Source organism: Flavobacterium aerium, assembly GCF_030766725.1.
In the GTDB taxonomy this organism is placed as follows: domain Bacteria; phylum Bacteroidota; class Bacteroidia; order Flavobacteriales; family Flavobacteriaceae; genus Flavobacterium; species Flavobacterium aerium.
Genome location: NZ_JARQWR010000009.1, coordinates 124,334 through 150,259 on the forward strand (window position 1 = coordinate 124,334; position 25,926 = coordinate 150,259).

Genomic DNA, 25,926 nt, shown 5'->3' on the forward strand with positions numbered 1-25,926 from the left:
AATTAAAATTGGAAATAAATAAATTTCTGTGTTTCACCCGCAGCATAGAATACCATAAAGATTACAGCAAAATAGATGGAATAACGTACAGTTTTACTCTTAATGGAAGAAAGGTCTAATAAGTGATCCTTATGGCGTTGTAGCCATTCGAAAAACAAAAAGATAAACATGCACAAAATTAATGTTTTTGAAATAGCAGGTTTTGTAAATAATGATTCTGTAAACATAGTCTTGAAATACAACATAGCCTCAGAATAATTCTCGGCCCTAAAAAATACTCTGGCTATGGTTAGAATAATGAACGTGCTACCTATGGCAATCCAATCGTAAAGATTGTTTAATAAAGCAGAAGATGAGGAAGGAATATTCTTCGTCCATTTTCTATAATAAATATATAGAATGTATAACAAAGCATGTATAAAACCATAGATTACAAAAGTAGCATCGGCGCCGTGCCATATTCCACTAATGACAAATACGATGGTGAGGTTTCGCATTTGAATAAAATTTCCTTTCTTACTACCGCCCAAAGGAAAATAAATATAATCCCGAAGCCAATTGGAAAATGAAATGTGCCATCTTCTCCAGAAATCAGCAATGTTTTTGGCTAAATAAGGATAGTTGAAATTTTTGGTTAAATCAAATCCCAGAAGCTTAGCACAGCCAATGGCAATGTGCGTGTATCCGCAGAAATCACCATAAATTTGGAAACTGAATAAAACAGCAGCAAAGAATAAAGTACTACCGGATTCGGTGGTGTAGTTCTGATAGACCTGATCTACAATTTGTGCACAATTATCGGCAATAACCATTTTTTCAAAGAGCCCTAAAACGATCATTCTCATTCCATCTACAGCAGTATCATAATTAAAAGTCCTTTTTGCAGCGATTTGCGGTAATAATTCTTCTGTTCTTTCAATTGGTCCAGCAACTAATTGCGGGAAGAAAGTAATGAAAAGGGAAAAATTCATCAAATCGTGGGATGGAACGTTTTTTTGTCTATAAACATCGACAATGTAACTGATTCCTTGAAAGGTATAAAAACTAATCCCCACCGGTAATATAATCTGTAAAGTATGGAGATTCATTACAGTTCCAAAAACTTTGAATAGGGAGACAAAGCTTTCAATAAAAAAATTAAAATATTTAAAGTAGCCGAGAAGTCCTAAGTTGACTAGAATACCCACCCATAAAATTAATTTTTTCCTGGAATGTGCTTTTGCGATGAATTGCGCGATGCTATAATTAAAGAGTGTGCTGAAAAGAATGAGTAATAAGAATTTCCAATCCCAACAGGCATAAAAAAAGTAGCTGGCCACTAGTAATAGCATATTTTGAGTTCTCAAATTTTTATTGAAAACAAACCAGTAAAGTACAAATACTGTCGGAAAAAAAATAGCGAAATCGAGGGAATTGAAAAGCATTTTTTGGACGGTTAATTCTGTATTAAACGATAAAAGCGGTATAAATAGTGTTTAAAAATTTATACCGCTTTTTTATTGAGGATAATCCAAATAGATCTATTCTATGTCAATGGATTTGGTTTTTATCTATTTTAATGCGCTTGTAACCAATCGTTACCTTTTCCTAATTCAACTTCTAATGGAACATCCAATAAGAAAGCATTTTCCATTTCATGTTTAATCATCGGTTGAATTTTTTCTAATTCTGTATTGTGCACATCAAACACAAGCTCATCATGTACTTGTAAAAGCATTTTACTTTTCCAGTTTTCTGAAATAAGACGTTTGTGAATATTAATCATGGCAATTTTAATAATATCTGCAGCACTACCTTGAATTGGAGCATTGACAGCATTTCGTTCTGCCGCACCACGAACTACAGCATTTTGAGAATTAATATCTTTTAAATAACGTCTTCTGCCTAATACAGTTTGTACATAACCATTTTCACGAGCCAATTCAATTTGTTCTTGAATATAAGCCTTTAATCGTGGATAGGTTTCGTAATAAGCATCAATCAATGATTTTGATTCAGCTCGGGATAAAGAAGTTTGATTACTTAATCCGAAGGCAGAAACACCATATATGATTCCAAAGTTGACCGTTTTAGCATGGCTTCTTTGCTCACGAGTTACATCGGCAAGTGCTACATTGAATACTTTTGCTGCTGTAGCGGCATGAATGTCTTCTCCTTTTTTGAAAGAAGAAATCATTTCAGGATCCTTACTTAAAGCAGCAATAATTCGCAATTCAATTTGAGAATAATCGGCAGCAACCAATGTATAATTCTCATCACGTGCAATGAATGCTTTTCTAATCTGGCGGCCTCTTTCAGTACGTATTGGGATGTTCTGTAAATTAGGATTATTAGAACTCAAACGTCCTGTTGCTGCCACAGTTTGCATATAATCAGTATGAACACGTTTGGTCACTGGATCTACTTGCGTAGGGAGCGCTTCCACATAGGTGTTTTGGAGTTTAATTAAAGAACGCCAATCTAATATTGCATTGACAATATCATATTCTGTAAGAGTTGATAAAATTTCTTCCCCTGTAGCATATTGACCTGTTTTTGTTTTCTTTTGTTTTGCACCACCAATCTTTAGTTTGTCAAATAAGACTTCACCCAATTGTTTTGGAGATGCAATATTGAACGATTCGCCTGCAATCTCGTATATTTTTTGTTCTAATATTTTGATGTCACTACTTAACGCTTGTGAAAGTGATTTCAGAAAATCAACGTCTAAACGGATTCCTTCACGTTCCATATCGGCTAATACAGATACTAATGGAATTTCGATTTCATCAAATAATTTTTTAGTTTCAGTAGCATCCAATTCACTAGAAAATAGTTCTTTCAATTGGAAAGTGATATCAGCATCTTCTGCTGCGTATTCTTTAATGTCTTCCAAAGGAACATCGCGCATTGATTTCTGGTTTTTACCCTTTTTACCAATTAATGTTTCAATAGATTGTGGACTATATTGTAAATAGGTTTCTGCTAAAACATCCATATTGTGACGCATATCTGGATTAATCAGATAATGAGCAATCATGGTATCAAAGAGTTTACCTTTTATAGTAATACCATAATTGGATAAAATTTTGATGTCGTATTTTAGATTCTGACCAATTTTTTCAATTTTTTCATCTTCAAAAAATGGAATGAATTTTTCAATTAATGCTTTGGCCTCTTCTTGATTTTCTGGGAAAGGAATATAGAATCCTTTTCCTTTTTCCCAACTAAAAGAAATCCCAACCAATTCGGCATGTAATGCATTCAAACCTGTAGTTTCAGTATCAAAACAAACACTATTTTGTTTTAGCATGTTTTGAAGAAGCATTTTTATAGCCATATCACCTTGGATGATTTGGTAAAAATGATCTGTATTTTCTAATGTTTTGTAGAAACTATTTCGAGCATCTGCTCCATTTTCATCTACAGCTCCATCATTGCCGAATAAAGAAAACTGATCTTCATTCTTCACTGTTTTTTTAGCGGTCGTCGTATTTGTACTGGATGCTAGTGCTGATGTAGAACCTTCCGATTTGAATAAATTATCAAATTGTTCGGCCATTCTACGGAATTCCAATTCTTGAAATATTGCATCTACTTTTTCAATATCTGGTCTAGATAATTCATAATCATCTTCATTGAAGGTAACATCACAATCCAGTAAGATTGTAGCTAGTTTTTTGGATAGAATTCCTTTTTCAGCATTCGCTTCAATGTTCTCTTTCATTTTTCCTTTGAGCTCATGAGTATTAGCCAAAAGGTTTTCCATACTGCCGTAGGTTGCTAATAATTTTTTAGCTGTTTTTTCACCTACACCAGGCAATCCTGGAATATTATCAACAGCATCCCCCATCATTCCCAAGAAGTCAATAACTTGCTCTGGTCTTTCAATTTCAAATTTGGCCAATACTTCTGGAATTCCCCATATTTCAATTCCATTTCCCATTCGGGCAGGTTTGTACATGAAAATATTTTCGGAAACCAATTGGGCAAAATCCTTATCTGGAGTGACCATAAAAACCTGATAACCTTGTTTTTCGGCTTGTTTTGAAAGTGTACCAATTAAATCATCGGCTTCACAACCCGCCATTTCTACAACGGGAATATGCATTGCTTTTAATAAGGCTTGGATATAAGGAACAGCGATTTTTATTGCTTCGGGAGTAGCATCACGATTGGCTTTGTATTCCGGGAATAATTCACTTCGTGAAACACTTCCGCCTTTATCAAAAGCTACTGCTAAATGATCTGGTTTTTCTCTTCGAATTACATCGAGTAAAGAATTCATAAATCCCATAATGGCCGATGTATCCATCCCCTTCGAATTGATTCGCGGGTTTTTTATGAAGGCATAGTATCCGCGGAATATTAATGCATAAGCATCGAGAAGGAATAATCGTTTCTGTTGTGACATAATAAAGATTTTGAATGGTTTCAAAAATACGAACTTATATAAGAAGAAAAAAGGTCGCTGCAAATTATTTGCAGCGACCTCACGATAAACAAAAAAACGCAACTAACTCCTATTTCTTTATCACTTTTCTTATTATGGTTTGTCCATTTTCAAATTGAACATGTACCATGTAAACGCCTCTGGCAGCAGATGATATATCAATTTGGTTTGAAGTTCCTTTTGAAACTAACTGCCCAATTTGATTGTAAATCTCTACAGTTTTAATTTCCTGAGTCGATTTTATATTTAGAATGTTATCTGTTGGATTAGGATAGATAACAAAATTATTTTGTTCAAATTCATCAATTCCTAAGCTACCAGCACTTACGTTGATAGAATAATCTTCTGTTTGTCCAAGGAACCATTCAGAAGGACAAGGCCTGTTGGTGAAATTACCCATTGTACTAGAAGGGTTGTAGTAAGTATGTACGATACGCATACGTGTTGTCCCTATCGGCGCAGTAGCCGGTATAACAATGTTTGTTGTTAATTCTCCTGCTACAGTATAGGTTGCAATATTTCCGATACCTTGTAAAATACCTAAATCATACGCTTCACCTTCATCGAATACAAAATCCTTATTCCAGTCAATGTACATATAGCTTGATATTTGCTGTCCATCCGTTACACCCTTAATGTTTACTGGGTATGTACCACCTTGTTGTACTTGTGCGGTAATTGTAGTGAAGTCTTCCATTAATGGATTTCCATTGATTGTGAAATCACTTGTGTTTTGAATGCCAGCAAAATTCACAGAGTATATAGGATATACATGTGGTGTTGTTACAGCAACATCATTACAATATGGATAAGGGAAACCAGTACCTGTTTGTCCAGAAATAGTAACCTCTATGGTTGCGGAAACGGCTGTATTTCCTACAGAAGTAGCTTTGATTTTTACGATACCGTTATTTATTGCAGTTACCAAACCATTTTCACTAATGGTAGCGGATTGAGAACCGCTTACAATAGACCAAACTACCGCTTGATTAGAAGTAGCGGGTGTTACAGCGGCTAATAATTGTAAAGTACCATCATCGGTTGTTATTTTTGGATCAACATTACCTTGTGTTGTAATAGTGACTGCTGTAATTACAACAGGTGCAAAAGATTTAAGACAACGAATTGATGCTCCTTGACCACGGGGATAACCTGCTGTTGGGTTTACAATTGCATTACTGTAATATAATAATTTTGCTCCTGTACTACTTGGAGTATTACTCCAGTAAAAACCGCGTACTCCTACGAAATTCAATTCTCCAGTACCACCTCTGTTTCCGGCAATAGTTAATTTTAAATGACTGTCAAAAGCCGATTGAATATTGGTAATATTCTCGCCTGTTACGACTGCTTGCCACTCTTCAGGTGTTGGTAGTTTCCATTCATTACCTAGAGCTTTACAAGGATCACATCCGTCAGTTGCAGAAACGGCTGCGGCTGTTGCAGCTTGCCATGTGTCTGATAATACACCTTGATTCCACCATGCCGGTGTAGGAGTAAGGAAGTGGTTGTTTCCGCCATTTAATCCTGAAGGATTATTCGGAAATAGACCATTTACTTGTGCTGTTGAATTTCTCACTTGGTGTTTGTCATCCCAACGTCCCCATTGAAATAAATCTCCATAAGCTAACTCATCATTAGACATCGTAGCGGTTTTACTACTTCCAAGATTTTGTTGTAACCAAACGTTTCCGTCGGCTGCACGAACAGTTGCATATTGTACTGTTGTTCCATTATAGGTAAAGCTAATACAACCTGTATCTCCTACGTTTGGTCCTGGTTCTCCAGCACATGGTGGAGTAGAAGCCAATATATTGATTGTGTAATCTTCTGTTTGACCTGCACGTAAAGTAGTGTCACAAGGGCTGTTGATGCTGTTCGGTGCTTGTGGATTGCTATAGCTTGCCACATTTGTATTTTTTACAATACGCATTTTTGTACTTCCAGCTGTAGTGCCTTCTGGCACGATGATGTTGCCCGTAATTGTATGCGCATTAAAAGGATTTGCCGCAGCAAGACGTCCTAGGTAAAATGATTCTCCCGGATCACTTAAATTACCATTTTTATTCCAATCGATATAAACCATTACATCACTTTCAAAAGTACTAGAAGCACCTTTTACAGCAATTGGATAAGTTTGACCTGCTGTAAGATCTGTTGAAATACTTGTGAAATCCTCATATATAGGTGTAGTTCCAGATTGAGATGGAGAAGTATTATTGATTGTACCTAAAGTAACATTCATAATCATGTTTCCATCGGCATTGTATTCAAATACTGGAAGACAATCCAAAGCGGGTGTTTTATTGATGTAAATTTTAGAGTAAGCTGTACTACCTTCAAATCCCATTATAATTAAATCCAAGTCACCATCATGATCTACATCTTTGAACTCTGCTTTAGACATGTTTAGCCCCATGACAACAGCGCTGTTTTCCAAGTCTTCAGTGAAATCTAAATTTCCATTATTCTTGTAAAATTTAGCATGGTTACCATTGTTGTTGTTTCCAATTACAAAAATATCCATTAGTCCATCTTTGTTATAGTCAATCCAACGCGAAGCTCCTGTAGAAGAAGGAAGAATATTGGTGTCTGCTAATGTGAAATTAGCACTTCCATCATTAGTGTACACATTTACACTCGCTAATTCTGTAGGATGTAAGCCAGACAGTAATAAATCAGGATGATTATCGCCATTGATATCTGCTACATCAATAGAAGAAAAATATAGATTCTTTAAAGAAGTCGTTTTTTCTTCAAACAAGAAATTACCTTGATTGATATAAAGAACGGTTTGTGGTTGATAAGCATTATTAAACCCTGTTATTAATAAATCAAATAAACCATCACCATTAGCATCAAATATTTTAGTTGCACTAAAATAAGTTCCCGCTAAACTAAGTTGTTGTTCTGTAAAATGACCTGTATTGTCTTGAGAATATAGTTTAGTAATGTTGGTGTTTCCACTTCCACTTCTACCGTTTATTAATAAATCGACAAAACCGTCATTGTTAAGGTCTTTTGCCTGAATAGATCCGTAAGTTACAGGGCTAATATTTGAAACATTATCGGCGATATAAAATGTACCATCTCCGTTATTGTTGTAGTGGATTTCAAATACGTCAATGTTAGTTCCGTTTTCTGTTTTTGTGCCAGAAATTACAATGTCGTCGTAACCATCACTATTAATATCTGCAATTGCCACAGAAGAGTACATCAGTTGGCTGATGTGGTGTGTTATGTCTTCAGATAAAACACCATTAGTGTTTTTATAAAATTTTGTTGTACCAGAATATCCTGGTTTGGCCCCGGTTAATAGAAGCTCAGGAAAAGTGTCATTATTGACATCTATCCAGGCGCAATCGCCATAGAATACGCCTTGTAGTGTTGTCGCAGTGCTTTCTTCAAATACCGCTTGGGCATTTGAAGCAAAGACGCTCAACAAGGAGGCGTAAATAAAGGGTAATTTTAATTTCATTGTTTTATTATTTTTTGGGTATATAGAGTATTGTTATTATTCAATTTTAAAATGTAAATACCATTGCTCAATCCAGAAACGTCTAATTGTGTGCTATTCGCTTGAGATTTTACCATTTGACCCGCCATATTAAATAATTCAATAGACTCAATAGGTAATCCGTTGCTATAGTTAATGTTTATTGTTCCACGAGTTGGATTAGGGTATACTGTAAAGAATGAATTCTGATTTTCTGGTGTTGATAAGGTTGAAAAGGTTTGCTCTTCAGATTCTAATGACTTAATTAATGAAGCATCAACACTTTCTACTGCCCAAAACAAGTTTTGAGGTACACTGCTGAATTTTAATTCCCATTGTGAAGTTGTAATTGGGTAATAAGCAACATCTCTTGCACCTGCAGTAGTTCCTACTCTAAGATAATAGGTTAAAGCATTCACTTGTGTTTTATCATCTGATGCACCGGACCAAGTAAATTTGACCGTGTTGTTCTCTAGAAGTTCAGAAGATAGAGTTGTTGGAGGGATGGGTTTTTCATTCGCTATCGTAGATGTATTTTTAAATAATTTGGTCATGGATACATATTCTCCTTGTGGATCATAATTAAAACCAGATAATAATACATCAGAATTATGATCTCCATTATAATCGAAAAATTGAATGTTCGATGTTCCACCTAGCATTGCAATACCTGTAGGGTCTGTTGCTAAATTGAATGTTGAACTTTCATAGCTATAGATATAAGTTTTCACAATATCATTATTATCATTATCACTACCAGCAACAATGAAATCGTAATAACCATCATTATTGATGTCACCAACGATTATATTTTTTGATCCGCTTGAGATCGCTAATCCATCAGTGTCTGAATAGTGTTCCGTGAAATTTCCTTGGCCATCATTATAAAAAACTTTGATTTTGTTTTCTTCATTGATATCTGTCCCCGATACTACAAAATCCATAAATCCATCGGCATTAAAGTCGGCTACACTAATTGATCCATTGTAATATCCTGGAAATTGTTGTTTTAATGTGAATGTACCATTGGTGTTTGAATAGACTTTTAGAATGTAGTTTTCTCCGTAATCGATTCCCATAGTGATGAAATCTAAATTCCCATCATTATTAATATCGACCACTTTCAAATTCCCATTTTGTACACCTAAAGCATTTTGTGATTCAGGAATAGCAATTGTACTAATGTCGAAATTTGTTCCATTATTGGTAAATAATTTAGTGGTACGTCCAGTATTTCCTCCAACACCTGTAAGGATAAAATCAAGTTTTCCATCATGATTAATGTCCATCACTTCGATGTTGCAATAAATCATTCCATCAGCTTGCTGTAGTAATTGGAATCCTGTACCTGTATTTTTGTAGATGTATAGAATGTGTTGTGTTATATCGTCATAATTTTGACCAGAAATCACAACATCTTGTAATCCGTCATTATTGATGTCAATAAATTTGATATCACCCAAGTGTAATGGGTTTATACCAAGATCTTCCACTGCTGTAAAAACACCATTATCATTACTATAAAGTACGCAACCTGTACCTGTAGGACCACCAGCATTACTAGTGTCAATCCCACCACAGATGATAACATCTAAATCTCCGTCATTATCATAGTCACTAATATCACTTGAAGCAAAATAAAAAGTTGCAAATGCTGTGGTTACTTCTTCAAAGGACTGAGAATAACTAATATGACCGGTTAATAAGAGTAGGGTTAATACGTATAATTTTTTCATAATTTGTTTTTTTGAATACTGGGGCAAAGTTATTTATTTAGATTAAATAAAAATAAGAAGAATTTGATTTTTATTAAAAAAATCTAAATTTTAACATTAATATATCGGTATATCAGTGCATTGCGTGTGAATAATTGATGAATTGAGAATAAATTAGGGTATTGAAATTTGTTTGTTAAATCAAATTGCACTCTTATTTTATTTGCATTATAAATTACAGATAACACAAGAAATATATTAATTATATAAGATTATAATAAAACAGTTAATGGGCTGCTTGAGATGAAAGAGAATGAAAATCATTAGGAGAACTAGAAAAATAAAGTAAAAAGTATCGAATAATCTCCCTGATAGGAGGAGTATTCATGATTATATTTTCTGTTTGTGTTAAATATTTTAAAATAACACCCTGAAAAAGGAGTAATAAGTTGTTCTTTTGTAATTCATTTTTGATTTAAATACAATGCGTTGGATAATAGTTGCAGTAGTATTATTGCTAGTTGAAATTTATGCTTTTCAGGTTTTTAGAACTCTTTTAAGAGGTACATGGATACTGAATTTATATATAGGAGTTAGTGTTTTTGTAGGGATTTATATTATTTATTCCATTACACAGTTTGATCCTGCAATTGGGCAGAATAGAAGCTCTTTGAATGCAATGGGGATATTGTTATTGACCTTATTGCCAAAGTTAATTCTAGTGCTATTCATGTTTGGTGAGGATTTGTACAGAATAGTATTAGGTACAATTAACTATTTTACTGCTTCAAAAGAGGCATCATTTGATATTCCGAGTAGGAGAAAGTTTATTAGTCAAATAGCAATTGGTGTTGCAGCAATACCTTTTACCTCTATTATTTACGGAATGTTTGTAGGGAAATATAATTTCAAAGTAATCAAACAAAAGATATTCTTTAAAGATTTACCCGATAGTTTTGATGGCTTTACAATCACTCAAATTTCGGATATCCATAGCGGTAGTTTTGATGATCCAGAAAAGATTAGTTATGCAATTGACTTAATTAATGAGCAAAAATCGGATATAATTCTTTTTACCGGAGATATTGTAAATACGAGAGCTGATGAAATGACTCCATGGATTGAAACATTTAAAAAAATTCAAAAACCAGTATTTGGAAAATATTCGGTGTTAGGAAACCATGACTATGGAGAATATATTACTTGGCCATCGGAGAAAGAAAAAGAAGATAATTTTATTGCCATTAAAGATTTACACCGACAAATCGACTTTAAATTACTTTTAAATGAGAATCTTTTCATCACCAAAGGAGAAGATAAGATTGCATTAATCGGAGTTGAGAATTGGGGACATAATTTTAAGAAAGCTGGGGATTTAGAAAAAGCATCCATTGGGGTAAAAGATGAAGATTTCAAAATTTTAATGAGCCATGATCCGTCACACTGGGAGTATGAGGTGAAAAAGAATCCAAAAAATTATCATTTAACGTTAAGTGGACATACGCATGGATTGCAATTTGGGATCGAAATACCCGGGATCATCAAGTGGAGTCCAGTGCAATATATCTACAAACAATGGGCGGGATTATACAAAGAATTTGGACGCTATATTTATGTAAATCGGGGTTTTGGATTTCATGCTTATCCTGGGAGAGTAGGGATTTGGCCAGAGATTACGGTTATTGAACTAAAAAAAGGTTAAAATGTAGCTTAATTCGTTAATTATATTAAATTTGTATAATCAATATATAGCTTAAAAATGGAATTTCGATTTTTAAGTGATGTTAAAATTATCAGTTATGTCGAAATTTGGAGAACTAATAAACGGGACAACCCCTGTATTAATCGACTTTTACACAGAGTGGAATGATTCTTCAGTATCTATGCATCCCGTAATTAGAGATGTAGCTGCTGCTTTAGGCGATAAAGCAAAAGTGATCAAAATTGATGTAGATAAGAACCAAGAATTAGCAGAAGCACTTCGTATAAAAGGATTACCTACATTAATGATTTATAAAGAAGGTCAAATGATTTGGAGACAATCTGGAGAGTTGGATGCTAATACCATTATTGGTTTAGTGCAAGAACAAATCTAGGAAAGACTTACAAATTTATACCCATTCTTATTCCAATATTCTAAAGCTTTAGGTAAGGCATATTGCATATTTGCAGCGGCTTTTACACTATCATGGAACACTACAATACTTCCAGAACGAGTATGCTTAATTATATTTTGAAGACACTGCTCTGGTGTAATTCGCTTGTTGAAATCAAAGCTCACAATATCCCACATAATTATTTTATAGCCTAAGGCTTTCAATTGGTTTGCTTGCTTCGATTTAATCTTTCCATACGGTGGACGGAAAAGACTACATTGAATGGCATGTTCTGCAATTACTTGATGCGCTTTCATTGCATTTTCTACATAAGGAGCAGTTTTGTTTTTCCATCCATTAATATGATTGAAGGTATGGTTGCCAATGGAATGTCCTTGTTCAATTACTTTATTAAAAACATTGGGATGTTTACTAATGTTGTCTCCGATACAGAAAAAGGTGGCTTTTGCATTGTATTTCTGCAATTCATCTAGTACCCATTCCGTAATCTCAGGAATCGGACCATCATCAAAAGTAAGATATATTCTTTTTTCAGTAGTAGGGATATCCCATACGTACTTAGAAAATATTTTTTTGGCGAGATAAGGTATTTTAACCCAATTTATTTGAATCATCGGATTACAATTTAATCAGTTATAAAGTATCTTCCTGTAATTAAACAGGATCACAGGAAGATACAGATTTTGTTACTCATTTTTACGACCAAAACGGGCGAATATTTTATTAAAGTTATTGAATGAAACTTTGTTCTTATTGTAATATTCAAGATCATCATGATCCTTCATGATTAGCAATAAACTTCTATATCGTTCAATATTAGTTGCAATATCAACGTAGCTACTTTCTTGTTCTTTTGCCTTTAGATTACTAAAGTAAAGTAGATTCTCTTGGTATTTTTTAGATAATTTATCAAGTATTTCTCTAGCTTTTTCTTTTTCGTTGATTTCATAATACCCTTCGGCAAATGGCTCTACTAATGTATAGTAATCGAAATATTCCAATGGCATTTTGGTCATTGCCAATTCAATTATTTTTCGGGCTTTATCTAGTTTTCCTTCACTGATTAATTTTTCCATTAATCGGGCAAGACTGGTTCTGTAGGATATTCCATTAATACGCGTTTGAGTATCATGATATATTTTTGGACTACCACTATTTCCCCAATCCCAATGCATAACGATATCATACATCTTATCAGAATCAATTCCACCCATATCAAAAGGGCTGCCATTCTTTGGTGTTGGCGTTTTAATAGGAACCAGTTTGTAGATCATTCCTTGTAATTGAAGGTAATCTTTCATCCATAAATAATTATCATCATCAAAACTACCACCGCTAAAATAAATAGGCCTTTCCCAATTATTATTTGCAATAATATCCAGCATGATTAGGCGGTTTTTATATAAAGCACTGTCTTCAATATTCAATTCGATTTCTGAAACGATAGAATCATTAAATGCAGGGCTAACCACTTTGTTTTTGATTATCGTTGCTTTGTCCACTGAGATTTTAAGCTTATTCGTTGGATAAAAATGTACTTTTTGCCCATTATTCATGTCCAATTGTGTCTGAGGATTTTCACTGGCAATAAATCGAATAAGATCTTTAATGTCCCAACGATTTTCTGTGCGCTTTTGGAAAATAATATAATCTCGTGTTCCTTGAACATATTGATTATGGGTAAACGATATTGGAAGCGGTTCAGACTCATAAGCCTTGGCTTTCATTTGATCGATATACCAATCCATGTAGATTAATGAAGTATTAACAACACGAACATCAGTACGGTAATGTTCTATTTCTTGAGCATACCATAAAGGGAATGTATCATTGTCGGCGACGGTAAATAATATAGCATTTTTATCACAAGAATCTAAAAAGGCTTTTGCTTGTGCTAATGCAGTGTATTTATCCGAACGATCGTGGTCATCCCAGTTTTTAGCAGCCATTAATATTGGTGCTGCTAATAAGCAAACAACGATAACTAGTGGACCTGCAATTTTAGGAGCCATATACTTCTTGATACCGTCATATATTGCGTACACACCAAAACCTATCCAAATAGCAAAAACATAAAATGATCCAACTAAAGCATAGTCTCTTTCTCGTGGTTCAAAAGGTCTTTCATTCAAGTATATTTTAAGAGCAATACCTGTAAATAGAAATAATGTAAATAATACATAAAAGCTCTTTCGATCCTTTTTCGCATGATAAATTAATCCGATCAACCCTAGGATAAAAGGTAAGAAGTAATATGTATTGCGGCCTTTGTTGTTTAAGGCATCAGAAGGAAGGTTGTCCTGTGACCCTAATCGCGATGCATCAATAAATTTGATACCACTCAGCCAGTTTCCATTTAGATTGTCGTATTTGCCTTGTATGTCACTTTGACGACCTACGAAGTTCCACATTAAGTATCTCCAATACATATACCCAAACTGGTACTCAAACATAAAGCTAATATTGTCAGCAGTAGTTGGCTTGTCAATGATTAAGTATTCGCCATAACTTTTTAGAAATTTACTGTAATCTTCTTCTTCCAGTTGACCAGAATTGTATGCGTTTCTAAACTCAGATACTGTTTTCTCAACTTCACTTTTTAATTGTGCGATGGCACCCATAAGATCCTCCTGAGACATATTTTCCGGATCCAATCCATATTTGCGCAATCCATTTTCGTAAGGATAGCTTGGATCAATTCTGAAATTAAGAACATTTGTAAATTTCATGTAGTTATCCGCATGCTCTGTACTCCACATTCTTGGTAAAATGGTTTTGTGTAGGGCGCTAGGATTCTGTTTAGCATCTTTATAATGATTAACAATGATGTATTTACCCGTTTTGTAATCTCTTTCGTAGTTTGGCTTGTCATCCAAATAAGGTTGATCCGTATCAATACCACCATAGTTCACGGAGAATTGAGGTCCGTAGAATAATGGATTATCACCATACTGCTCACGGTTATAATAAGCTAAAACTTCACGAGCATCAGAAGGTCTGTTTTCATTAATAACTACATTAGCGTTTGCACGAATAGGTAGCATTATCCAAGTGGAGAATCCAATTAGAATAAATAAAATAGAAAGCAGTAAAGTGTTGATTTGCACTAAATTTTTTTGACGTGTATATTTTAAACCAAAATAGAATACAGCAATCAATAGTAGGGTGACAAATATAGTTCCTGAATTAAAAGGAAGGCCAAAATTGTTTACCATGTACACTTCTGTCTGCCCAAAAAAGGCCATAGTAAGTGGTAGTAATAATTTGAAAATAAATAACAGAACTGCAACGACAACGATATTCGCTACGATGAAGTTTTTAATTGTAATTGTTTTATAATTTTTAAAATAATAGATGAATCCAATGGATGGTATGGTTAACAATGCCATGAAGTGTACTCCAAATGACAATCCTACGATTAAAGAGATGATTAATAGCCATTTGTTACCACGTGGTGTATGCATGTCTTGTTCCCAACGTAGCCCAAGCCATAGGAGTAGAGCGATTAATAAAGAAGCCATAGCATAAACTTCGGCCTCTACAGCATTAAACCAAAAACTATCAGAAAATGTAAAGGCTAATGATCCAACAAAAGCACTTCCTAATATTACAATAAAGTTGCTATTATTTAATTCAGAAAATTGTGCAATAATCTTTTTTAGGATCATTGTAGTCGACCAAAACATAAAAAGTATAGTAAATGCACTAGAGAAAACAGAAACCATATTGACCATTAGGGCAATTTTGGTAGCATCTGTAGCAAACATGGCAAAGAAAGCACCAATCATTTGAAACAATGGAGCTCCTGGTGGATGTCCCACTTCCAATTTGGCTGCTGTGGAAATATATTCACTACAATCCCAAAAACTCATTGTAGGTTCAACTGTAAGTGAATAGGTTATTAATGCGATTGCAAAAGTAAGCCAGCCTAAAATGGTATTCCATTTTTTGAAATTGATTGTAGTCATGTTAATGATTAAGGATTGAATTGATGATTTATAGATACAAAGAAATGATTTTTTATCAAACAAAAAATATTTTAACTCTTTTGAATGTTTAAAAAAATATGGAGTTAAGACATAAAAAAAACCCCGTGAAAATAGTTTCACGGGGTTTGATTTATTTTATAATAGAAAATGGAATCTTTTTATTATTCATTTTTACGTCCAAAACGAGTAAACATTTTGTTGAAGTTATTGAAAGCTACTTTATTTTTATTGTAGTATTCAAGGTCACCACGATCTTTCATAATTAGTAATAAACTTCTATATCGTTCAATATTTGTAGCAATATCAACAAAATAAGCTTCTTGCTCTTTCGATTTTAAACCACTGAAATACACTAGGTTTTCTTGGTATTTTTTTGATAATTGATCTAGTAAAGCTCTCGCTTTTTCTTTCTCATTTATTTCATAATATCCACCTGCAAAAGGCTCTAGCAATGTATAGTAGTCAAAGTATTCCAATGGCATTTGAGTCATGGCCAAATCGATTACTTTCTTCGCTTTATCCGTTTTACCTTCGTTAATCAATTTATCCATTAAACGAGCGAGGTTGGTACGGTATGAAATGCTGTTTTTTCTAGTTTCAGGATCGTGGTATATTTTTGGACTACCACTATTACCCCAATCCCAACGCATTACGATATCGTACATTTTGTCGGTATCAATTTGTCCCATATCCAATGGGCTACCACCTTTTTCAATAGGAGTTTTTACAGGGATAAGTTTGTAAACCATACCTTGTAATTGAAGATAATCCTTCATCCAGATGTAATCATCATCATCAAAACTACCACCAGTAAAGTGAATAGGTCTTTCCCAATTATTATTGGCGATAACATCAAGCATCATTAATCTGTTTTTGTATAAGGCGCCACCTTTAATATCAACATCAATTGAAGAAACGATGGAGTCATTGTATTTAGGATTAACAACTTTATTTTTGATAACAGATTCTTTATCTACTGAAATTTTGATTTTGTTGGTCGGATAGAAATGAATTTTTTGTCCGTTGTTCATTTCCAATTGAGTTTGAGGATTATCGCTCGCAATAAAACGAATGAAATCTTTAATGTCCCAACGGTTTTCAGTGCGTTTTTGGAAAATCATGTAATCTCTAGTTCCCTGAACGTATTGATTGTGTGTAAAAGATATTGGAAGCGGTTCAGACTCGTAAGCCTTCGCTTTCATTTGATCAATGTACCAGTCTGTCACGAATAAACTAGTGTTTACAATACGTACATCAGTACGATAATGTTCAATTTCTTGAGCATACCATAAAGGGAATGTATCATTATCGCCAATCGTAAATAGAATGGCATTCTTATCACATGAATCTAAATAAGCTTTTGCCATTGCAATCGCAGTATATTTACCAGAACGATCATGATCATCCCAATTTTTAGCAGCCATTAATACTGGAGCGGCCAATAAACAAACAGCAATAACAATTGGTCCAGCTATTTTAGGAGCCATGTATTTCTTAATACCATCATAGATGGCATATACACCAAAACCAATCCAAATAGCAAAGACATAGAATGACCCAACTAAAGCATAATCCCTTTCTCTAGGTTCAAAAGGTCTTTCGTTTAAGTATATCTTAAGTGCAATACCTGTAAATAAAAACAGCGCAAGTAGTACATAGAAGCTTTTTAAATCCTTTTTAGCATGATAGATTAAACCGATTAATCCTAAGATAAAAGGCAGGAAGTAATAAGTGTTACGGCCTTTATTGTTTAATACATCTTTTGGTAAATTATCTTGAGAGCCTAATCGAGCCTCATCAACAAATTTTACACCACTCAACCAGTTTCCATTCAGGTTATCATATTTACCTTGAATATCACTTTGACGACCTACAAAGTTCCACATTAAATATCTCCAGTACATATAACCGAATTGATATTCAAACATGAAGCTAATATTGTCCGCTGTTGTAGGCTTGTCAATGATTAAATAATCACTATATGTTTTTAGAAACTTACTATAATCTTCCACTTCAAGTTGCCCTGAATTATAAGCATTTCTAAATTCAGAAACCGTTTTTTCTACTTCCCCTTTTAATTGTGCTACAGCACCAGCAAGATCTTCTTGAGACATATTCCCAACATCTAAGCCATATTTCTGTAGTTCATTTTCGTAAGGATAATTTGGGTTTATTCTGAAATTTAGTACATGTGTAAATTTCATATAATTATCAGCATGATCCGTACTCCACATTCTAGGTAAGAATGTTTTGTGATCATCACTTGTATTTTGTTTAGCATTAACGTAATTATTTACAATTACATATTTACCAGTCTTATAATCTCTTTCGTAGTTTGGTTTGTCATCAGAATAAGGATTATTAGGATCTAAACCAGCGTAAGTATCAGAAAATTGCGGCCCATAGAACAATGGATTATCACCATATTGTTCTCTGTTATAGTAGGCCAAAACTTCTCTGGCATCCGAAGGTCTATTCTCATTAATAACGACATTGGCATTAGAACGTACCGGTAACATTAGCCAAGTAGAGAATCCAATGAATATAAATAAAATACTTAATAGTAAAGTATTAATCTGTACTAAGCCTTTTTTACGAGTGTATTTTAAACCAAAATAGAAAATAGCAGCTAGTAAAAGTGTAACAAAGATGGTTCCTGAGTTGAAAGGGAATCCTAAGCTATTCACCATGAATACCTCCGTTTTACCAAAGAATCCCATGGTAAGAGGTAATAACAATTTGAAGATGAATAAAAGGATAGCGACTACGACAATGTTCGCAACAATGAAGTTTTTTACAGTAATCGTTTTATAATGCTTAAAATAATAGATAAATCCAATAGATGGGATAGTTAACAATGCCATGAAGTGTACTCCGAATGACAATCCTACGATTAAAGAAATGATTAATAACCATTTATTACCTCTAGGAGTATCCATGTCTTGTTCCCAACGTAATCCAAGCCATAAAAGTAAAGCGATTAATAAAGAAGCCATCGCATAAACCTCTGCTTCAACAGCATTAAACCAGAAACTATCAGAGAAAGTATAGGCCAAAGAACCTACAAATGCACTTCCTAATATTACAATAAGGTTGCTATTATTTAATTCGGAAAATTGTGCAATAATCTTTTTTAGGATCATTGTAGTCGACCAAAACATAAAAAGTATGGTAAATGCACTCGAGAAAACCGACATCATATTTACCATCAAAGCTACTTTTGTAGCATCAGTAGCAAACATTGCAAAGAAGGCTCCAAGCATTTGGAATAGGGGCGCTCCAGGTGGATGTCCAACCTCTAATTTAGCAGCTGTAGCAATGTATTCACCACAATCCCAGAAACTTAATGTAGGCTCAACTGTAAGAGTGTAAGTTATTAATGCAATGGCAAAAGTAAACCAGCCTATAATAGTATTCCATTTTTTGAAATTGAGTGTTACCATATTTGTGTTTTCAGTATTGTACAAAAATTTTGATTTACAAAGAAAATGTTTTTTTGCTTAAAAAAAATGCTTTAATTTTTTTTTAATAGTTTTTTAAAAAAAAGTTTGTGTACATGGAAAAATGTATTAAATTTGCACCCGAATAATGAAGGATTGGTCTATGGTGTAATGGTAACACAACTGTTTTTGGTGCAGTCTTTCAAGGTTCGAGTCCTTGTAGACCAACAAAAGCCTCTCTTTACCGAGAGGCTTTTTATTTAAAATAGGAGCAGTGTTGCTTTTGGAGGTTAAAAAAGGTTACGTTTTTGAAAATATATTGGTCTATGGTGTAATGGTAACACAACTGTTTTTGGTGCAGTCTTTCAAGGTTCGAGTCCTTGTAGACCAACATAAAAAGCCTCTCATAACTGAGAGGCTTTTTTTATAGTAATTTTTTTGAATCCGATTTTAGATTTTAAAAGTGATTACAGGTCTTACGGCATGATTTACAAGATCTTCGCTGATACTTCCGTTGAAAAAGTGATTCAATCCTTTTCTTCCATGAGTACTCATTCCAATAATGTCAGCTTTAGTGTGGCTGGCAAAGTTCAAAATCCCTTTTTCTACATTAACATCATTGTATACGTGTAGAGAGTAGTTGTCAAGTTTGAAATTTTTGACAAAATCAGTCATTATTTTTTCGCTTTCATCAGTAGATTTAAAGTCGTTAGGTGTGTTAATCATTACCAAATGAAGATGTGCGTTAAAGATTGCGGCAAAGTCAATAGCTTTTTGGAAAGGTTTTTTGATTTCGTTAGAGAAATCGGAAGCAAATACGAAATTTTCAATAGTAAAATCCGTATAGTCTTTCTTTACAACTAAAACAGGAACATCTGAAGTGCGGACAACTTTTTCGGTGTTAGATCCGATAAAGACTTCTTCAAAGCCAGAAGCGCCATGAGATCCCATTACAATGAGGTCAATTTCATGTTTTTTGCTAGATTTCATAATACCTTCAAAGGCTCTTTCAAATTGGACAGCCTCCGTAACAGGAATGTCAGATAAAAAGTCTTGATTCTTTATGCTTTCAAATTTTTCATGCGCTTTTTGCATGAAAAACATTACTTCAGGAATATCGCTTCCACCGGTCATGGCATCGCTCATTTGACTTGGTAATTCTAGCATGTGTAGGAGAAAGATTTCACCATTGTTTTTTTTAGCGATTTGTGCGGCTACTTTTAAAGCGTATTCTGCATGGTCTGAAAAATCGGTGGGAACTAAAATTCGTTTCATAATTAAAAAGTATAAGTTGTTGTGTAATATTTAGTTTGTTAATGGTATAATAAAGATAAGAATAAATTTTTACATCACGTAATGATTTAGATTATATAAAAAAAACACTATATTTGCATCGTTATTTAATAAAAACTAGATAATGAGGGGACTGGTGTCCCCTCTTTTTATAAAAATATGACATTCAAAGAAAAAGTTAAAAATCTGCTTACAGAGGCTCTTGACGAAAGACCTTCAATATTTTTGATTGATTTCACTATTTCCGATAGTAACAAAATTATCGTAACTTTAGATGGTGATAATGGTATAAATCTACAAGATTGTATTGACGTAAGTAGAGCAATAGAGCATAATTTAGATCGTGAAGAACATGATTTTGCTCTTGAAGTTGCTTCTGCAGGACTTTCAACACCATTGAAGATGGTTAGACAATATAAGAAAAGTATTGGAAGAAAGCTAATTGTAAAAACAGCGACAGAAAAGATTGAAGCGGATCTCGTAGATGTAAACGATGAGTTCATTGTTCTTGAATGGACAGCTAGAGAACCAAAAAAAGTAGGTAAAGGCAAGGAAACGGTTCAGAAGAGATTAGAGCTTCCCTACAATGATATAAAAGAAGCAATTGTTACAGTAACATTTTAATTAAAAGATTGGCATGGAAAATATTGCATTAATCGAGTCATTTTCAGAGTTTAAAGACGATAAACTTATTGATCGTGTAACGCTTATGGCGATTTTGGAGGATGTGTTTAGAAATGCATTGAAAAAGAAATATGGTTCTGACGATAATTTCGATATAATTATAAATCCTGATAAAGGAGATATGGAGATTTGGAGAAAACGTATTGTTGTTGCAGATGACGATCTTGATTTTGAAAATCAAGAGATTGCTCTTTCTGAAGCAAGAAGAATCGAACCAGATTTTGAGATTGGTGAAGAGGTTTCTGAGGAAGTAAAATTGATTGATTTAGGAAGAAGAGCGATCTTGGCATTACGTCAAAACTTGATTTCTAAAATTCATGAACACGATAATACAAATCTTTATAAGCAATTTAAAGATTTAATTGGCGATATTTACACCGCAGAAGTACACCATGTTCGACCAAGAGCTGTCATTTTAGTTGATGATGAAGGAAACGAAATTGTACTTCCAAAAGAAAAACAGATTCCATCTGATTTCTTTAGAAAAGGAGATAACGTTCGTGGAATTATTGAAAATGTTGAGTTAAAAGGGAATAAACCTCAAATTATTATGTCTAGAACTTCTGAGAAGTTTTTAGAGAAATTATTTGAACAAGAAATACCAGAAGTTTTCGACGGGTTGATTACAGTTAAAAAAGTAGTTAGAATTCCAGGTGAAAAAGCGAAAGTAGCAGTTGATTCCTATGATGATAGAATTGATCCAGTAGGAGCTTGTGTAGGTATGAAAGGTTCTCGTATTCACGGAATAGTTCGTGAATTAGGAAATGAAAATATTGATGTAATCAATTATACAACTAATACACAATTGTATATAACTAGAGCGCTAAGTCCAGCAAAAGTTTCTTCTATTAAAATTAATGAAGATACAAAAAGAGCGGAAGTATTCTTAAAGTTAGAAGAAGTATCTAAAGCAATTGGTAGAGGTGGACATAATATTAAGCTAGCGGGTCAATTGACAGGTTACGAGTTAGATGTTATTAGAGAAGGAAATTTAGTAGAAGACGAAGATGTCGAATTAACTGAATTCTCTGATGAAATCGAAAGCTGGGTAATAGAAGAATTTGCAAAAATTGGTTTAGATACTGCACGCAGTATTTTAAAACAAGATGTAGAAGATTTAGTAAGAAGAACGGATCTTGAAGAAGAAACAATTCTTGATGTAATAAGAATTTTAAAAGAAGAGTTTGAAGACTAATTCTTCTGTATAATAAAATAATATTAAAAAGGTTTTATGTCTGAAGAGAGAATAATAAGAATAAACAAAGTTTTAAGGGAATTAAATATTTCGTTAGATAGAGCTGTTGATTATCTAAAAGATAAAGGATTTGATATTGAAGCAAGTCCCAACACTAAGATTTCTGACGAAGTGTATAATGTCTTGTGCGGTCAATTTTCTGTTGACAAAGGGAAAAAAGAGGCTTCTATTGAAGTGGGAGAGGAGAAAAGAAAAGAGAAAGAAGCACTGCGTTTAGAAAGAGAACGTGAAATAGAAGAGAAACGCAAGCAAGACGAGGAAAGACAAAGACAAGAAATTGTTAAAGCGAAAGCTATTCTTTCTGCTCCTAAACAAGTGGGTAAGATTGATCTTAATCCAGCGAAAAAACCAGCTATTACACCTTCTAAACCAGAAGAGGTAAAAGTGGTTACGCCTCTCGAAGCAAAACCAGAACCAGTAGAAGTTCAAAAACCTGTAGTAGAAGTGGTTGAAAAACCTAAAGTTTCTTTTGAGAAAAAAGAAGCGACTCCTCCTTCAGAAACAATAAAACCAACCAGCGTTAGTCCTGCTGAAACTAAACCTGTACAAGAGGTTAAGCCAGTTGAGAATAAAGCTACTGAAGATAAAAAGGTGGAAGTGAAGAAAGAAGAGAAGAAGATTGATGCGCCAGTAAAAGCTAAAGAAGATGCGAATGCAGAAGCTGCACCCGTTGAAGAAGTGATTACAACGCAATATCAAAAGCTTACAGGAACTACTTTTACAGGCCAAACTATTGACCTTACGCAGTTCAATAAGCCAAAAAAGAAAAAAGAAGAGCCAAAACCTGTAGGGAACAAGCCTGGAGGGAATAATAATAATTCGGCTGCTTCAAAAAACAAAAGAAAAAGAATCGCTCCTAAGCCGGGCGCTCCTAAGCCACCTGGAACACCAAATACAACTGGTGGGAATAATAACAATAACAGAAACGCAGGTGGAGGAAATAGTGCTCCAAGACCAGGTTTTGTTAAAGGAAAAAGACCAGCTATTGTTGCTAAGGTTGAGCCTACTGATGAAGAGGTTAAAAACCAAATTAGAGAGACTTTAGAGAAACTACAAGGTAAAGGTGGTAAATCTAAGGCGGCTAAATATAGAAGAGATAAAAGAGATACGCACAGACAAAAGTCTGATGACGAACAAAGATTATTAGACGCTGGTAGTAAAACAATCAAGGTAACAGAATTTGTTACTGTAGGTGAAGTTGCTACGATGATGGATGTGCCTATTACGAAAGTAATATCAGTATGTATGTCATTAGGAATCATGGTTACCATGAACCAACGTTTAGATGCAGAGACATTATCGATTGTAGCAGATGAATTCGGTTACGAAGTTGAATTTATTACAGTTGATATTGAAGAAGCAATCCAAGTTGTGGAAGATAAACCGGAAGATTTAGTTCATAGAGCTCCTATCGTTACGGTAATGGGTCACGTCGATCACGGTAAAACATCTTTACTGGATTATATCCGTAGCGAGAATGTTATTGCTGGTGAGTCAGGTGGAATCACACAACACATTGGTGCATATAGTGTAACTTTAGAGAGTGGTCAAAAGATTACTTTCCTAGATACACCAGGTCACGAAGCGTTTACCGCAATGCGTGCACGTGGTGCTCAAGTAACGGATATTGCAATTATTGTGATTGCGGCGGATGATGATATCATGCCACAAACTAAAGAAGCAATTAGCCATGCACAAGCAGCAGGGGTACCATTATTATTTGCAATCAACAAAGTGGATAAGCCAACAGCAAATCCAGAAAAAATAAAAGAAAGATTAGCAGGAATGAACTTGTTAGTTGAGGACTGGGGTGGTAAAATCCAATCTCATGATATCTCTGCAAAAACAGGTTTAGGAGTTAAGGATTTATTAGAGAAAGTTTTATTAGAAGCTGAATTATTAGATTTAAAAGCTAATCCAAACAAACAAGCAGTTGGAACAGTAGTAGAGGCTTTCTTGGATAAAGGAAGAGGATACATTTCAACAGTTTTAGTTCAAAGCGGAACATTACGTATTGGTGATTACGTGTTAGCAGGTAAACATCATGGTAAAGTGAAAGCAATGCATGATGAAAGAGGTAAAAACATTAAAGTTGCTGGTCCATCTACACCAATATCTATATTAGGTCTTGATGGTGCTTCAACTGCGGGTGATAAATTCAGTGTTTTTGACGATGAAAAAGAAGCAAAACAAATTGCAGCAAAACGTACGCAGTTAATGAGAGAACAATCTGTTCGTACACAAAGACACATTACGTTAGCTGAAATTGGACGTAGAATTGCTTTAGGACAATTTAAAGAATTGAATATTATCCTTAAAGGGGATGTGGATGGTTCTGTTGAAGCATTGTCTGATTCATTCTCTAAATTATCTACTGACGAAATCCAAATTAACATCATTCATAAAGGTGTTGGAGCAATTACTGAATCTGACGTATTGTTAGCTTCTGCTTCAGATGCGATTATTATCGGATTTAATGTTAGGCCTTCTGGAAATGCTAGACAATTAGCAGACAAAGAAGAAATTGATATCAGAAACTACTCTATTATCTACGATGCAATTGATGACTTAAAAGATGCTATGGAAGGTATGTTATCTCCAGAGATGAAAGAAGAAATCACAGGTACTGCTGAAATCAGAGAGACATTTAAAATCTCTAAGGTGGGTACAATTGCAGGATGTATGGTTACAGATGGTAAGATCTTTAGAAGTTCTAGAATTCGCTTAATTAGAGAAGGAGTCGTGATTTATACGGGTGAATTATCTACATTGAAACGATTTAAAGACGATGTAAAAGAAGTAGCTAAAGGATACGATTGTGGTATTCAGATTAAGAACTACAACGATATTAAAGAGTACGATATTATTGAAGCATTCCAAGAGATTGCAGTGAAGAAAAAATTGAAATAATATTCTTTATATATACTAAAAAAAGCGTCCCGAGATTATCGGGACGCTTTTTTTTATGCTCTTATTGATTGGTTTAGTCTTATTTGTTAGGACGAATTAAAAGTGCATTAGGGTACTTTTTTTTCACTTCAAGTAGGTTCTTTTCAGCTTCAATTTTGGTTTTAAAATTTCCAACCCATACTTTATACGATGGAGTATTAAAAACGATTGTTCCATCAAGGTTTTTATATTCTCTTTTAAAGTCCGATAATGTCTTTCTTGAGGCATCACTATCACCATAAAAAATTTGAATTTTATAACGATCATTTACTGTTATAGAAGAGTTTATTTTCCTTTTTTCGTTCAATAATTGTTCAAATTTAGGGTCTTGTTCTACCGTAATATTCTTATCTTGTGAATATAACGTATGAGTTGCCGTTGCCATAAAAATAGCGGGTAAAATGATTTTTCGAAGTGTTAAGATTCTCATAATGAAGTGTATTTTGTGCAAATGTAATACTTATAGAATTAATCAATTTAAAAAATATTATTTAGAATTGTTATAAATTGATAATTATGCATTGTTTTGATTATTGAGTATAATACATAAGTCGTA

Annotated in this window: 14 protein-coding genes and 2 tRNA genes; 7 read left to right on the plus strand and 9 right to left on the minus strand. The window is 33.9% G+C overall.

Going from position 1 to position 25,926, the window contains the following annotated elements:
* Nucleotides 1-2: 2 nt before the first annotated feature.
* From P6733_RS13325 to P6733_RS13340, 4 genes are all read right to left on the minus strand, one after another.
* Complete coding sequence (locus P6733_RS13325; RefSeq protein WP_306353399.1) at nucleotides 3-1,331, minus strand: MBOAT family O-acyltransferase; 1,329 nt, start codon at nucleotides 1,329-1,331, stop codon at nucleotides 3-5.
* Nucleotides 1,332-1,555: 224 nt separating this feature from the next.
* The gene (gene polA / locus P6733_RS13330; protein ID WP_306353400.1) at nucleotides 1,556-4,393 is read right to left on the minus strand and encodes a DNA polymerase I; all 2,838 of its coding nucleotides are present in this window, start codon (nucleotides 4,391-4,393) and stop codon (nucleotides 1,556-1,558) included.
* A gap of 109 nt (nucleotides 4,394-4,502) precedes the next feature.
* Entirely contained in the window at nucleotides 4,503-7,910 is a 3,408-nt protein-coding gene (locus P6733_RS13335) for an FG-GAP-like repeat-containing protein (RefSeq protein WP_306353401.1), read from the minus strand.
* Nucleotides 7,907-9,664, minus strand: coding sequence for a T9SS type A sorting domain-containing protein (locus P6733_RS13340; protein ID WP_306353402.1), 1,758 nt, complete (start codon nucleotides 9,662-9,664; stop codon nucleotides 7,907-7,909). Before P6733_RS13340 ends, P6733_RS13335 begins: the two co-directional genes overlap by 4 nt.
* A 463-nt stretch (nucleotides 9,665-10,127) precedes the next feature.
* Between P6733_RS13340 and P6733_RS13345 the strand changes: the two genes are divergently transcribed.
* Nucleotides 10,128-11,345: a metallophosphoesterase gene (locus P6733_RS13345; protein WP_306353403.1), complete on the plus strand. Its 1,218-nt coding sequence runs from the start codon at nucleotides 10,128-10,130 to the stop codon at nucleotides 11,343-11,345.
* 97 nt (nucleotides 11,346-11,442) lie between these two features.
* Nucleotides 11,443-11,739, plus strand: coding sequence for a thioredoxin family protein (locus P6733_RS13350; protein WP_306353404.1), 297 nt, complete (start codon nucleotides 11,443-11,445; stop codon nucleotides 11,737-11,739).
* Here the strand turns inward: P6733_RS13350 and P6733_RS13355 are convergent.
* The 3 genes from P6733_RS13355 to P6733_RS13365 all read right to left on the minus strand — a co-directional run bounded on the left by P6733_RS13355 (nucleotide 11,736) and on the right by P6733_RS13365 (nucleotide 19,192).
* Nucleotides 11,736-12,374: a polysaccharide deacetylase family protein gene (locus P6733_RS13355; RefSeq protein ID WP_306353405.1), complete on the minus strand. Its 639-nt coding sequence runs from the start codon at nucleotides 12,372-12,374 to the stop codon at nucleotides 11,736-11,738. The two genes, P6733_RS13350 and P6733_RS13355, sit on opposite strands and share 4 nt — an antisense overlap.
* A gap of 72 nt (nucleotides 12,375-12,446) precedes the next feature.
* Complete coding sequence (locus P6733_RS13360; RefSeq protein WP_306353406.1) at nucleotides 12,447-15,728, minus strand: DUF2723 domain-containing protein; 3,282 nt, start codon at nucleotides 15,726-15,728, stop codon at nucleotides 12,447-12,449.
* A gap of 182 nt (nucleotides 15,729-15,910) precedes the next feature.
* Complete coding sequence (locus tag P6733_RS13365; protein ID WP_306353407.1) at nucleotides 15,911-19,192, minus strand: glycosyltransferase family 117 protein; 3,282 nt, start codon at nucleotides 19,190-19,192, stop codon at nucleotides 15,911-15,913.
* Nucleotides 19,193-19,346: 154 nt separating this feature from the next.
* Here P6733_RS13365 and P6733_RS13370 point away from each other — a divergent pair.
* Together P6733_RS13370 and P6733_RS13375 are read left to right on the plus strand one after the other, a co-directional pair.
* Nucleotides 19,347-19,417 (plus strand) — tRNA-Gln (locus P6733_RS13370).
* Nucleotides 19,418-19,509: 92 nt separating this feature from the next.
* Nucleotides 19,510-19,580: transfer RNA gene (locus P6733_RS13375), tRNA-Gln, on the plus strand.
* A gap of 59 nt (nucleotides 19,581-19,639) precedes the next feature.
* Here the strand turns inward: P6733_RS13375 and P6733_RS13380 are convergent.
* A complete protein-coding gene (locus P6733_RS13380; RefSeq protein WP_306353408.1) occupies nucleotides 19,640-20,464 on the minus strand; it encodes a universal stress protein in 825 nt (274 codons plus the stop codon).
* Nucleotides 20,465-20,641: 177 nt separating this feature from the next.
* Here P6733_RS13380 and rimP point away from each other — a divergent pair, with 177 nt between their 5' ends.
* Genes rimP through infB form a run of 3 tightly spaced genes read left to right on the plus strand, consistent with a single transcriptional unit; the run spans nucleotide 20,642 to nucleotide 25,331 of the window.
* The gene (gene rimP, locus P6733_RS13385; RefSeq protein ID WP_306353409.1) at nucleotides 20,642-21,106 is read left to right on the plus strand and encodes a ribosome assembly cofactor RimP; all 465 of its coding nucleotides are present in this window, start codon (nucleotides 20,642-20,644) and stop codon (nucleotides 21,104-21,106) included.
* Between the two features lie 13 nt (nucleotides 21,107-21,119).
* Nucleotides 21,120-22,361: a transcription termination factor NusA gene (gene nusA / locus P6733_RS13390; RefSeq protein ID WP_306353410.1), complete on the plus strand. Its 1,242-nt coding sequence runs from the start codon at nucleotides 21,120-21,122 to the stop codon at nucleotides 22,359-22,361.
* A 36-nt stretch (nucleotides 22,362-22,397) separates the two neighbouring features.
* Nucleotides 22,398-25,331 (plus strand): translation initiation factor IF-2, encoded by a 2,934-nt coding sequence (gene infB / locus P6733_RS13395; protein WP_306353411.1) that lies wholly within the window; start codon nucleotides 22,398-22,400, stop codon nucleotides 25,329-25,331.
* 79 nt (nucleotides 25,332-25,410) lie between these two features.
* On the opposite strand, the gene P6733_RS13400 is transcribed toward infB, so the two are convergent.
* Entirely contained in the window at nucleotides 25,411-25,800 is a 390-nt protein-coding gene (locus tag P6733_RS13400; RefSeq protein ID WP_306353412.1) for an SPOR domain-containing protein, read from the minus strand.
* Nucleotides 25,801-25,926 lie beyond the last annotated feature (126 nt).

Excerpts from the sequence above, each read along its gene's own strand:
- P6733_RS13380 (WP_306353408.1), bottom strand. The coding sequence starts at position 20,464 with ATGAAACGAATTTTAGTTCCCACCGATTTTTCAGACCATGCAGAATAC.
- rimP (WP_306353409.1), top strand. The coding sequence starts at position 20,642 with ATGACATTCAAAGAAAAAGTTAAAAATCTGCTTACAGAGGCTCTTGAC.
- P6733_RS13345 (WP_306353403.1), top strand. The coding sequence starts at position 10,128 with ATGCGTTGGATAATAGTTGCAGTAGTATTATTGCTAGTTGAAATTTAT.
- polA (WP_306353400.1), bottom strand. The coding sequence starts at position 4,393 with ATGTCACAACAGAAACGATTATTCCTTCTCGATGCTTATGCATTAATA.
- infB (WP_306353411.1), top strand. The coding sequence starts at position 22,398 with ATGTCTGAAGAGAGAATAATAAGAATAAACAAAGTTTTAAGGGAATTA.
- P6733_RS13365 (WP_306353407.1), bottom strand. The coding sequence starts at position 19,192 with ATGGTAACACTCAATTTCAAAAAATGGAATACTATTATAGGCTGGTTT.
- P6733_RS13360 (WP_306353406.1), bottom strand. The coding sequence starts at position 15,728 with ATGACTACAATCAATTTCAAAAAATGGAATACCATTTTAGGCTGGCTT.
- nusA (WP_306353410.1), top strand. The coding sequence starts at position 21,120 with ATGGAAAATATTGCATTAATCGAGTCATTTTCAGAGTTTAAAGACGAT.
- P6733_RS13340 (WP_306353402.1), bottom strand. The coding sequence starts at position 9,664 with ATGAAAAAATTATACGTATTAACCCTACTCTTATTAACCGGTCATATT.
- P6733_RS13355 (WP_306353405.1), bottom strand. The coding sequence starts at position 12,374 with ATGATTCAAATAAATTGGGTTAAAATACCTTATCTCGCCAAAAAAATA.
- P6733_RS13325 (WP_306353399.1), bottom strand. The coding sequence starts at position 1,331 with ATGCTATTACTAGTGGCCAGCTACTTTTTTTATGCCTGTTGGGATTGG.
- P6733_RS13350 (WP_306353404.1), top strand. The coding sequence starts at position 11,443 with ATGTCGAAATTTGGAGAACTAATAAACGGGACAACCCCTGTATTAATC.
- P6733_RS13335 (WP_306353401.1), bottom strand. The coding sequence starts at position 7,910 with ATGAAATTAAAATTACCCTTTATTTACGCCTCCTTGTTGAGCGTCTTT.
- P6733_RS13400 (WP_306353412.1), bottom strand. The coding sequence starts at position 25,800 with ATGAGAATCTTAACACTTCGAAAAATCATTTTACCCGCTATTTTTATG.